The sequence below is a fragment of the Candidatus Thermoplasmatota archaeon genome, from assembly GCA_038884455.1.
Classification (GTDB): domain Archaea; phylum Thermoplasmatota; class E2; order DHVEG-1; family DHVEG-1; genus JAWABU01.
This window is the reverse complement of the sequence record JAWABU010000051.1, coordinates 1-11236: the sequence shown is the minus strand read 5'-3', so window position 1 is coordinate 11236 and position 11236 is coordinate 1. Positions and strand designations below refer to the sequence as shown.

The window sequence follows — 11236 nt, the reverse complement described above, 5'->3', positions numbered from 1 at the left end:
TGGTTTTGTTGAAAAAATCTGTAAAAAAGCTTGTTGAATTATGATTTTTTCTGTTTGCTGTGCGTGATTCTCACAGCAAAATGAGACGTTATGCTGAATTTATGGATTCATTTCGGGATGTAGCCGGTAGAAAATTGAAAACTTTTACGCAATCGAAGAACACTTCAAATCTGCGGAAATTGAAAGATACGGTGATAGTAGAACAGAATTCTACAATCCAGATGATAGCCATCCGATGAGATTGGCTCTCTTTTTGAGTTTCTTAGATGTCACTTCGTTGGAAGAAGCGATGAGACCCTACTACAAGCGATTAAAGAGCGTACAATATCTGGGCCCTATGGGTCGTACTCTTATCTTTATGAAAATACATCAGTTGACCCCAGATGCTATGGCACATCATCTGAGGACATATCCAACCGATGCAGAACTGCTTGGATATCAAAGGAAACCAGATGGGATGTTCAAAACACCGAATGGTGAGACCATCAGGTATAACCTGAGAAACAGGTTTGGTGTTGACGGTATTAAAAAAATCGATCATGTTATTCTTGTGGTGCTGCAGAAAGCAGCAGAAAAACTTGATGTGGATTTTGGAGTTTGTTGCGGCAGTGATGCATTCCCATTAAAAGCTGTTAGCTCGGATACTGCTGCTGAGTTTAACGGCCACTATGAACTCACCGGGTACAAGGTTGCGACTACGGAATCATATAACGAGGAGACCGGGATTGTCCCTTTGGTTGGGACTGTCATTGGGATCAACGATACTGAAGGCAAAGGACTCATCCCTCAACTTCAAGAACTCAAAAGATGTGGAATCCAGGTGAAAGAAGATTTTGTAGATGGTAAGTATGCCACTATAGAAAACATAGCACATGCAGAAATCCTCGAGAACACACGGCTTCAGTACGATATAGCAGATAACTGGGTGTACAACTATGATGCTACATCCTCTGCGATTAAAGCAGAGTATCAGAAATTTCACACAGAACCTGATTTCACAGTGAACAGATCAGAAGAGTCTATGATGAAGTATCTGGTGAAAAAAGACTGCTGTGACACCATTGGGCATATACTCAGAAACCAACATATCGCAGCAAAAGAAGAATGCCCTGACGGTTATCTTGACCACTTCCACCGGCGGAACATCACCGAATCAGAAAACGACCGTATTAAAAACGACCATGGACTGCAACAAGCAATCAAAAGAAAAGGAAAAGAAACCATCGAACTACAATTTCATCTTGCTTTTCTAGCGTTACATATCATCGCTCTGGTTAGACTCCAAAATGGCTTCAAAAATCATCTTGTTTCAAAAAGAGGTCTGACTTGAGATGTTAACTGGTGGGTACACGATGAACGGTGACCACCAGGATGTTGAACAAATAGACAGTTGGAATAGAGGGAGATATCAATGTAATAGTCAATGGATCACCTCCAAATGAGTTTCAGTCTCATTTGGAATTCCCATTAGGTCTTATCGTTGAATTAGCGGAGAACTAATATACCCCTGCATATCTAATCAAAGAGAGGCAGGGATGGGATAATGGTAAGTCACAATGTGGTCAAAAACGTTTTTCTCCCTAATAGGGAATCTTGTTTTGAATATCTAAGGCAGACGCGATGGAAAGGGACAATCAGATATCCTTATTGTCTTTCCAAAGATATTTGGAGTGATGGAACCACTCCAAAAGGCGCAGGAAAATACCAATGTCAAGACTGCAAAGAATACTTCAATGATCTCACAGGAACAATCTTCGATGATCGAAAATTTCCTCTGGAGGAGATGTTCTACATCTTGAAAGAAATGGAGGGTAAATCCACCAATCAAATCGCTTATGAACTCGACAGGGATTATGCTTCTGTTCTTGATTTTGTTCATACAGTTCATAACAAAGCATCGCGACACGCTCAGAAGATCAGCCTTGAAGGAATCGTGGAACTCGATGAAGCATACATCCATGCAGGTGCTAAAGGAAAGAAACAAACCAACGCTCGGAAACGCGAGGGTTGCGAACCAGGGGACGTGGCACTTGGGATAAGGATAAACCACCAGTATTGACCATGGTAAAAAGGGGGAATACCCAAAGGTCAGATACAAAGTGATGAAAAACTTCAAAGGATTCGTTGGGAAGCTCCAACGATTGATCAGTGGAACCGTCATTGTGAATACTGACGAATACACTATTTATGAAGGAATTGCAGAGAAGATTCCAGAGGTATGAGAGCATCACATCGTCACACACAGTTCTTACGAATGGGCAAAAGGTGACGTCCATGTCAACAGTTGTGAAAACAGAAATGGATTCATCAGAGCTTATCTGAGAAGATATCGAGGTGTATCAAAGAAGAATCTCCAAGGATATCTTGATTTCCTTGCCTTTCTGTTGAACGAGAAAGGTCAATGGTTTGAACTCATTCTGTCCGACAATTCACGAACATGAGCCAACATTATTTTGCTGGTTCATCTACCTGTAAAAATGGAATCTCCGCAAATTTTTTGGTGCAGAGAGATATTTGTTCCATTGAAAAACTGAGGAAAAACTCGCCGATGAAAAAGAGGGTATTCTAAGGAAGCTTGTTTGAACCAAGCACTTAGGTGAATTTGATTTCAATGATGATGGTGGATGGATTGATGCTCCAAGTCTGCAAAATCGGTTGAAGTAACTGGAGAATGAACCGTTTGAATCGCCTCAGGCTTTCACGTTGCAGATATCGAGAGATGGTTCGAAGTTCGCTGAGAAACAAACTGACCATGCACTGTTCCCTTTTGGAGGTTTTCGCATTTCACTGTTATGTTCCTTCTTTTTCCCTTCCAGAACACAGAGGATATAGGCAAAAGCGATAGGTATCAACAGGGTTTCTATTCGTTTTGGGTCTGTGACTCTGGTTTTCTCCAGGTCGAAGGCGTTGCTTTTCCAGTCCTTATGCATACGCTCAATGTTGACCGTTGTTAAAAGATGTTGCCAGCAGTAACAGGATTTCTTGATGTGGTTGCGACAACCAATGGTTCATCGTAGTCTTCACCCCAGGTCAACAGAACGTTCATTTTGAAACTGCTGTCTCTGGTCAACACCTGGTTATAGAGGATGCAGCGAGAACCTTTCTTCATCCGTCTGATCAGCGAAGCAACTTTGTTCTCTTTAATGTCTTCACCCTTGAGATGCATCTGGATTTGATGCGTAACGTCACTTCAACATCGTACAAGTTTTTCGACCATTCTGCGAGTTTCGGACTGGCGAACTCCCGATCAGCAACCACATGAATATGGATCTGTTTGTCAGAAAGCCAACTCATCTGCTGTAACACAATGACAACAGGAAACAACACCTGTTTCCATTGTTCTAGAGTGCTGCTTCCTTTTTTGCCGGACACACCATCCAATACAACGGGAGAGCACGACTCTTGTAGGATCACCGCTACAGAGAGGATGTTGATGTGCTGTCGCCGTTTCTCCCAATTTGTTCGATCTACGATGAGTATGATTTTCGGGAGCTTTTCCAGAAGCGGACGCATCAAGTATCTCAGCGGTTTAACAGTCAATGAAGGGGATGCCCTTTGGTTAGAGAGAAAACGACGTATGCGTTGAATCGGCGTAGTGATCTTGTTAAGGTTATCACAGAGATACTCTCCTATTTTTGAGAGATGTGCTTTGTTGTTTTCCAGGAGAAAGACAATCAATTCTACCAATGCGGTTCTGAATGGTTTTGAAGGTGAATGCCAAATGCTATGAACAAGTTTAAAATAGTCGCTTCAAGATATGTGTATGTTTGGTGCATTTCCATTGTTTAATCCCATTATTATCAATGAGAAATGCACTAAAAAATGTTAGCTACTGAGGTTGCAAGAGGTCTAACACAGAGTAAACATTGTAAGACGATTAAAGTTTCGCAAAAAAGAAAAGATTAAGTGGTTCCTCCATGACAAAATTGTCGTGAAAAAGGCAAAGAAGAACCTCTTTATTATTGAATAGTTACTTTTTTAAAGAAGATTTTAGCCTCCTTAGATAATTCAGCACTAGAGTAACTATTTTTTGTACTTACTGTGATCTTTGGGATAGGTTTGATTTTGCCGAAGCCAATACCGATCCCAAAGAATCCTGTCCCTTCTAGTGTTATATCTCTGATTTCACCAACAGAAAGAGAACTAATAGTTCCACTAGATGTACTAACAAAAATTATAAAACCACCAGTTATTGTTATATCCCATTGTATATTTGTTGCAACTGCATCGCCAATGTTTTTTATTTTTGCTGTAATTATTCCTTCTTTTCCTCCAGTGATTTCAGTTATTTCCAGTTTTGGTAGAGGAATGGTTATAATGACCGTTAATGGCGCAGACCATTCTGTTTCATAATCATGATAATCTTTTGCCTTTACTTTTACTTGATATGTTCCAGGCTGTTTCCATTGATGAGTCATAGTGATGGGTGTTCCTGAGGCACTTAATGGTGTCCATGTTGAGTATTCATGGGAACCAGCTGCATTCCAGTCAAACATATACGATATGTTATTGCTCTCTGGATCTGTGGTTGTTGCAGTATATGTATAATTTACATTTACAAAACCGTTCGTTGGTCCTTGTAATGTTGGTATCTGTGGAGGTTCATTTTCTGCTCCAATCCTTGTGATACCATATCCATTGAAATCATGGACAACATAAAGATAGCCATCAGCAAGTGCTGGACTTGAAAAATAATGTCCCGGAATTGATTGTTTCCATTCGATTTCTCCAGTATTTGCGTTCATTCGTATGGTATTATTAATAAAATTTCCTGTATAAAATGAGGAATAAACTTTCCCATAAGCAACAATCACAGATGAATATATATTTGCTTGACCAGATGGTTCAACTAGTTTTTTCCATTTTACTGAACTAGTTGTTGCGTTTAAACAATATATATTTGCTCCTGCTCCAAAATAAAGATAATTTTGAGTTATTACTGGAGATGATAAAAATCCTCCTGGGCCAGATTCAGGTGAATATGTCCAAATAAGGGTTCCATCATTAATATTAATACAATACACAAATCTATTTTGGTTTTGATATGCACCAAAATATAATTTATCTTTGTATGCAACAGGCGTTGTTGTAATTATTTTTCCAGCATCAGTTGAGAATTCCCATTTTTTTGTTCCACCTGCTAGATCAAAACAATACATTTTATTCGAAAAACTTGCATAGAGGCTCCCTTGGGATATTGCTGGTGAACTACCAACACTGCCAGAATAATCTGTTGTACTCCAAAGTATCGTTCCATTGTCTGCAGAAAAACATTGAATTTTGTTACCAGATCCTAAATATATCTTGCCATCGAAGACAGTCGGTGCATTTTCCTGATATTGTTTCATCATTCCGGCTGTTGGCGAGATCCATAGAGGATCTCCACCACTATAGGCATCAAAAGCATAAAGATTGTTTCCCGCACCAATGAATACTTTTTCATCCATAAAACTAGGTGAAGTAACTGGATACGGCAAAGGATCGGGTGTTCCCCAAATAATTGAACCATCGATGGTATTTAATGAATATAATCGTTGGTCTGAACCAACGAGAAAAATCATATCATTTACGACAATTGGTGTTTGATATTGATGTACTGGGACGGTTTCCGACCAATCAATTATATTTATTACTGGTTGCGATTGAGACATTCCATTATTAGTTGCATCGTGACGGAAGTACGGCCACCAATCAATAGTCCGCGTTGAGTTCTTTTGTATTATTTCTTGTTGATCATTTGTAGCTGATACTGAAAAAATAGCTACAAGCAACAGCATGCTTATAAATAGTCCAATAAATTGTCTCTTCATATTTTTCCCTCATATTTTTTAATTATTTTTGAATATTATATTTATAACATTACATAAAAAGATTATTTGAAATGTATCAAATATTTTGAAGATCATCAAACGGTATTGTGCGGCATGATTTAAGTAAGGGGATGTGCATTTCCTCTGTTTGGGATGCACAGAGTGCTGTTAACTTTAGCATAAAACCTCCATGCGGAGTACATACAGAAACCGTTCGAATTCTGTAGGAATGACAATACCTTATTCAGCAAGAATAGGTGAATTGTCACTGAAGCTCATATGACTTCGGATCCAGTTGTAATAGAATGCATAGAGGATCATCCGTTTGTGGACATGGCCGACAACTCAAGTGTATCCGCTGGGGAAGTAGCTGTCAAACAGTCTTGTTCTGTCCTTTATTGTCTCGATGAACCGTTCGATATAGCTGCGTATCCCAAACGGAGACTCTTTCATGAGAGATACCAAGTCCGGGGAGGATATAGTACCATGGTCCTCCATCGGTGATGACGAGTCTTGGTTTCTTTCCGTAGATAGCTTCTATCTCTGAAAAGAGTTTTTTACAGGCATGGTTTGTTCGGTTCCAGGTGATTTTAAAGTGGATGAGGTTTTCGTGTTTTTGGGTCGATGACGTACCAGAACCAGAGATTCATGTCTTTTACTTGAAAAGGGGTTTCATCAGCGATCACCACTTCAGGGAGTTCATCTGCGATCTTCTTTTTGATGAGTCCACCAAGTTTCTGTACCCATGTCCTGATCGCGGTTCGACTTCTTGTGATACTGAGAAGCCGTGTTTTTACTCCTTTGAGTGAGAGACCTCCGAGGTAAAGGAACACATCATAAAGTTGTGTTTCTATTGGTGTTCGTTCACGGACAACGATATGTTTTTCTTTCAGCAGCTTCTTTTACTATTTCAATCCCATCTATTCTATGTTATTTCACCGCATATGGAATCTGTGGGCTGGGATTAAAATTTCTTAAGTTAACCGCACTGAGTTCCGCTTTGAATCCTTAAAAGAAATCGGATAAGGGGGGAAATAAGATGAATTAAGAAAAGATCATCTATATTTCCTACAATGTAAATTAGTAATCCTTTCTATTTAACACTTATTTGAAATGGGTCAAACATTTTGAAAAGCATCAAAGGAAAAATTATTCCTTAAGATTGAGATCATTCCAAATATTAGTAAATCTATCAGTAATCACATCAACAATATGGAACCGAATAATATTCATGATCTCTTTTTTGTTTTTAACACAATATCCTTTTTCCCGACCGTACGTTGTAACTTCTATAAGCCCACAATTATATAGATGACTCAAATGATGGGACAACGTACCCGCAGTAATGTCCACGTGTTTCAATAATTCTTTATGACTAATATTTGGATGTTTCATTATAAGTAATACAATTTGTAAAAGATGTTCTTGGCGGAGAAGAGAAATTATTTGTTTTTCTTGAACGCCGATATTACTTTCTTTCACATAGTACCTGCGATAATAATCTCCTGTTTTGATTCCTTGAACGCTACCAGTTCGTTCCATTGAACGAAGGTGATATTCAGCAAGCTGAACACTCATATTCAATTGATCAGCAACCTGAGTTAAATACAAGCCAGGATTTCTTCTCAGGATCTCAAAGATCTGTTTACGAATTTGTTTGGTCCGTTGTTCACGCATCCCTTTTTTACAACTATAAAAAAGAAGGTTACCTTCATTATTGATTGAAAAAATTTTTCCATTTCGTTCTAACGACGACAGGTATTGCTCAATAATAGGAATATCAAGATGCATTTGTTCTGCAATAATACTTAGTTGTATACCATCGTGTCGAGAAATAATTTTTGCAATCTTTCTATAGATATTTTGTTTTAGAACTTCACTCATGGCTTATCTCTTTAAGGTTGCAACGAACAAAAGAAGCAATATGAAAACATCAAACAGACTGCTGTATAATGGATATAACCAGATCAGAACATCTTCAACAAATAAACCGATACTTAGTGATATTCCTTTAATTAGTAAGAGAAAAAAAACAGCGCTGACAAAAAGTAATTTCTGATTTTTATGCTTTCGATAGCTTGTGACTGAAACAATCAACAAACCAAGAGAAAAAGTAGTTACACATGCACTTATGATAATCTGGTCGAGCTGCATATCCCATTCACCACCCTAAATAATGTAACGAGAAACAAGGATTTAATATTTGCTATAATTTTTTTCCTTTTTGAATTTTAGGAGGCCATGCCAAAAAAGGATAAAGAAATGCGGATATTCCTAAAAAACAAACAAGGACATATATCCCTACCGCTAAAGGAAGAGTTAGCCATTCAATGACTTTTTGTACATACGAAAAAATAGTAACAACATGTTCGCTAAAACATATTTTAATAAGAACGTAACCTGTTTCTAAACCTTTTGAATCATAAGTTTTAATCATTGTCCACGTAGGTGCTTGTTCAGTATCAAAAAGCTCATTAAAACCAACATACTCAATATCCTCACCATCAACATTAATTGAAACCGAGGATAGATCCAACGTTCCAGGACTGACACGTATTGCAAATACTGAAACAGGTGTTCCTTCTTCTGCATGTACATGGAAACTATAGCTTTCTCCGGGGGCATAATCTAAACTGGTAATTCTAATAGCATCATTATAAATTTGTATATCCTGAGCATGTGGTTCAAGAAGTATTTGTCCACCTATTTTTCCAGTTTCAATCTGTAATGATATTACTTTTTCTAATGCTTCTTGAGATGAAGATATGCTATTAGGAGTGTTTAAAAGTTTCAGGCTAGCAGAATATTCAACTGCTTGATTTGGTAAGACTATGATCCTGTTTTGTATGGTTTCATAACCAAATTTTTCAACAGTTATGCTATAATCAACATCTGGAATGACTACAAAATAGTATTGACCATAGGAATCTGTTATTGTACATCGTTTTGTTTTTTCTTGTTCTAAATCATTTGGGGAGATACATATTGTTGCTCCTTGAATAGGAGCTCCATTTGTCGCCGAACTGATCAAACCAAATATCCAAGCATTAGTTGTTGCTTGATGTTTTGCGATTACAAGTATAGTTGTTGAACCAGTTTTATATCCTGGATATGAGGCACTGAGTGTAAAAAGAGTATTGTCTTCAATGGATGGTGCAGTAAGTTCAGCTATACCGTTACTTGCTGTTCTGTATATGTTGCCAGCAAAAGTAATCATAGCTTGTTCAACAGGTAGTCCATCGGCAGTGATCAAGACATAAAAAGATGTTTGTTCAATGATCCCTGTTGGAGGATTAACTGAAATATCAAGTTTCTTAGGTAAGGTTTTATCTGAAACAATCACTAGTAGTGGTTCAGACCATTTACTTTCATGATTATTAATATCTTTTGTTCGGGTTTTTACTTGATAACTTCCTGGATTATTCCACATTTTGATACCGCTGACAGGAATTCCAGATGATACATATAACGTCCATTCACTATAGGTTCCATCACCCCATGAAAATTGATACGAAAACATCTCTGAATCGGCGGATGAAGCAGCATATGTTGTATACGTTCCTTGCTGTCCTGTGTACATCGTACGTGGACCTGTTGGAATTTCTGGTATTGGAATTGTTGGAGGATCAGTTGTATGTATTATCCATATGTCTGCTCCTTGTGCCCCAAAGGATTTCGTGTATCCTGTTAGAATATAATTTGAATCATTATGCCAATCAAGAATCATTGAAGTCCCAAAATCATCGTATATTCCACCAAAGGTGGCATTCCATTGTTCAACACCATTAGAATCAGTTTTCAGAAGCCAAATATTCATATTTCCAGGTTCGTTTGGTCCATAAGATGATGTCATTCCCATGATTAGATATCCATTGGATGCTTGTTTCACACAATAACCTTCATCTGCATCAACCCCTCCATAGGTTTTTTGCCAAAGAACATTACCTCTTGATGTAATTTTCAACAAAAAGATATCACTTATCTGTTCATGAATATAAGAACCAGTAATCAAGTAATTTCCTTCAATAGTTTGTTCAACTGACGATCCATAATAATTACCAATTCCTCCAAAGGTTTTCGACCAACGAATATTTCCTGAGTTATCAATATTCAAAACAAGTAACCTACTCGAACCATTTAGATAAGTTTCTGTTCCTAAAACTATATACCCGTTGATTGTTTTATGTATCGAAGTACCAACACAATCTCCGATGTTACTGTAGGTTTTATTCCATGGATTCCTTCCTTCTTTAATTACCCAGATATTTGCTTTATTATTTCGATAAGTTGTTCCAACCATGATTTGACCTAAGTTATCGGAACTTTCAATGACCTGAGATACGGTATCAGCACCTGCACCTCCGATTGTTTTATTTTGAATAATATCCCCTCGTTCATCTGTTTTAATTACCCAGATATCACTATCACCAGTTCCATAAGAATCCGTGGACCCAACAAGGTAATATCCATCTGATGTTACAAGTATCGAGCGACCTTCATCGGAACCGGGGCCTCCAAAGGTTTTTGACCAGAGAACAGAGCCATCTCGATTTAGTTTTACGAGTAAAACATCGGTTTGTCCTTTAGTATTTGAAGTTGTCGACCCGATAATAATGAAACCATCATCGTTTGTTTGTTTGATACAATAACCGATGTCATCACCGGAACCACCAAAAGTAGCATTCCAATGAATTAATGCAGAGTTCTCAGCCGTTGAAAAAGTAGATATGTGAGATGAATTGAAATAATGTTTTTCTGAAATTTTAGGAGATTCATCAGTAGTTGTAAAAAGGTTTATTTCAATTGATGATAGTACTGTTAAAAAAACTAAAATACTTATACTACTTTTAATTAATTTCTGCATCCTCACCAGTCCTTATAAGTTATTAGTCAGTTTGCGAATAAATACTTTATTTGAAAAGCATCAAACAATACGAAGGCCTTCAAGGAAGTAACAATTTTTCATAAGTCTCAGTTGTCAAGTCATACAAATTCGTTAATGACAGCGTCTGATTATCATTGGAAAAACTGTATGAAGATTCATAAAGCAATGCATCTTTTTTTCCACTATACTCAGGGTAATAAAAAAACAATGTTTGATTTCTTATCCCCCATTTACGTTCACAATCACATGTACTATACCGAACAAATCCATCAGCATCAAAAGTAATTGTAAGGTTTAACGAAATATTGATCCAAGATCCTAAAAATCTTTTATCAATTATTTCAGTAGTTCCTTTATTTTTTTGTTCAAGACATCCTGATGTTACTATAATCAAGTGAATAAAAAGAAAAAGAATGCATGTGTCATCGGTTAAGAACGTTTGAGTATAAATAAATGTATCCCATTCCTTCCTTTGGATGGGATATACTATGGGATGCAAAAAGAATCGACAACCGATGCATGAATTTGAAGAGGAGATGTG

Annotated in this window: 10 protein-coding genes; 2 read left to right on the top strand and 8 right to left on the bottom strand. The window is 37.5% G+C overall.

Annotated features, from left to right (window positions below; all coding sequences use genetic code 11):
* Positions 1-337: 337 nt before the first annotated feature.
* Both QXL17_07950 and QXL17_07945 read left to right on the top strand, forming a co-directional pair.
* A complete protein-coding gene (locus QXL17_07950) occupies positions 338-1330 on the top strand; it encodes a hypothetical protein (GenBank protein ID MEM4259060.1) in 993 nt (330 codons plus the stop codon).
* Between the two features lie 213 nt (positions 1331-1543).
* A complete protein-coding gene (locus tag QXL17_07945; GenBank protein ID MEM4259059.1) occupies positions 1544-2059 on the top strand; it encodes an IS1595 family transposase in 516 nt (171 codons plus the stop codon).
* A gap of 533 nt (positions 2060-2592) precedes the next feature.
* Here QXL17_07945 and QXL17_07940 read toward each other — a convergent pair.
* From QXL17_07940 to QXL17_07905, 8 genes are all read right to left on the bottom strand, one after another.
* A complete protein-coding gene (locus QXL17_07940; GenBank protein MEM4259058.1) occupies positions 2593-2754 on the bottom strand; it encodes a hypothetical protein in 162 nt (53 codons plus the stop codon).
* A 363-nt stretch (positions 2755-3117) separates the two neighbouring features.
* Positions 3118-3513, bottom strand: coding sequence for a hypothetical protein (locus QXL17_07935; GenBank protein MEM4259057.1), 396 nt, complete (start codon positions 3511-3513; stop codon positions 3118-3120).
* A 446-nt stretch (positions 3514-3959) separates the two neighbouring features.
* The gene (locus tag QXL17_07930) at positions 3960-5810 is read right to left on the bottom strand and encodes a PQQ-binding-like beta-propeller repeat protein (GenBank protein MEM4259056.1); all 1851 of its coding nucleotides are present in this window, start codon (positions 5808-5810) and stop codon (positions 3960-3962) included.
* 590 nt (positions 5811-6400) lie between these two features.
* Complete coding sequence (locus QXL17_07925; protein MEM4259055.1) at positions 6401-6643, bottom strand: hypothetical protein; 243 nt, start codon at positions 6641-6643, stop codon at positions 6401-6403.
* 316 nt (positions 6644-6959) lie between these two features.
* Positions 6960-7694, bottom strand: a complete 735-nt coding sequence (locus QXL17_07920) for a winged helix-turn-helix transcriptional regulator (protein MEM4259054.1) — start codon at positions 7692-7694, stop codon at positions 6960-6962.
* Positions 7695-7697: 3 nt separating this feature from the next.
* Complete coding sequence (locus QXL17_07915; protein ID MEM4259053.1) at positions 7698-7964, bottom strand: hypothetical protein; 267 nt, start codon at positions 7962-7964, stop codon at positions 7698-7700.
* Between the two features lie 52 nt (positions 7965-8016).
* Positions 8017-10674 (bottom strand): carboxypeptidase-like regulatory domain-containing protein, encoded by a 2658-nt coding sequence (locus tag QXL17_07910; GenBank protein MEM4259052.1) that lies wholly within the window; start codon positions 10672-10674, stop codon positions 8017-8019.
* A gap of 79 nt (positions 10675-10753) precedes the next feature.
* Positions 10754-11236, bottom strand: a 483-nt coding sequence (locus QXL17_07905) for a hypothetical protein (GenBank protein ID MEM4259051.1), incomplete at its 5' end; no start/stop codon positions are given.

Coding starts and splice junctions, on each gene's coding strand:
- QXL17_07915 (MEM4259053.1), bottom strand. CDS start 7,964: ATGCAGCTCGACCAGATTATCATAAGTGCATGTGTAACTACTTTTTCT.
- QXL17_07910 (MEM4259052.1), bottom strand. CDS start 10,674: ATGCAGAAATTAATTAAAAGTAGTATAAGTATTTTAGTTTTTTTAACA.
- QXL17_07935 (MEM4259057.1), bottom strand. CDS start 3,513: ATGCGTCCGCTTCTGGAAAAGCTCCCGAAAATCATACTCATCGTAGAT.
- QXL17_07940 (MEM4259058.1), bottom strand. CDS start 2,754: ATGGTCAGTTTGTTTCTCAGCGAACTTCGAACCATCTCTCGATATCTG.
- QXL17_07945 (MEM4259059.1), top strand. CDS start 1,544: ATGGTAAGTCACAATGTGGTCAAAAACGTTTTTCTCCCTAATAGGGAA.
- QXL17_07920 (MEM4259054.1), bottom strand. CDS start 7,694: ATGAGTGAAGTTCTAAAACAAAATATCTATAGAAAGATTGCAAAAATT.
- QXL17_07950 (MEM4259060.1), top strand. CDS start 338: ATGGGTCGTACTCTTATCTTTATGAAAATACATCAGTTGACCCCAGAT.
- QXL17_07930 (MEM4259056.1), bottom strand. CDS start 5,810: ATGAAGAGACAATTTATTGGACTATTTATAAGCATGCTGTTGCTTGTA.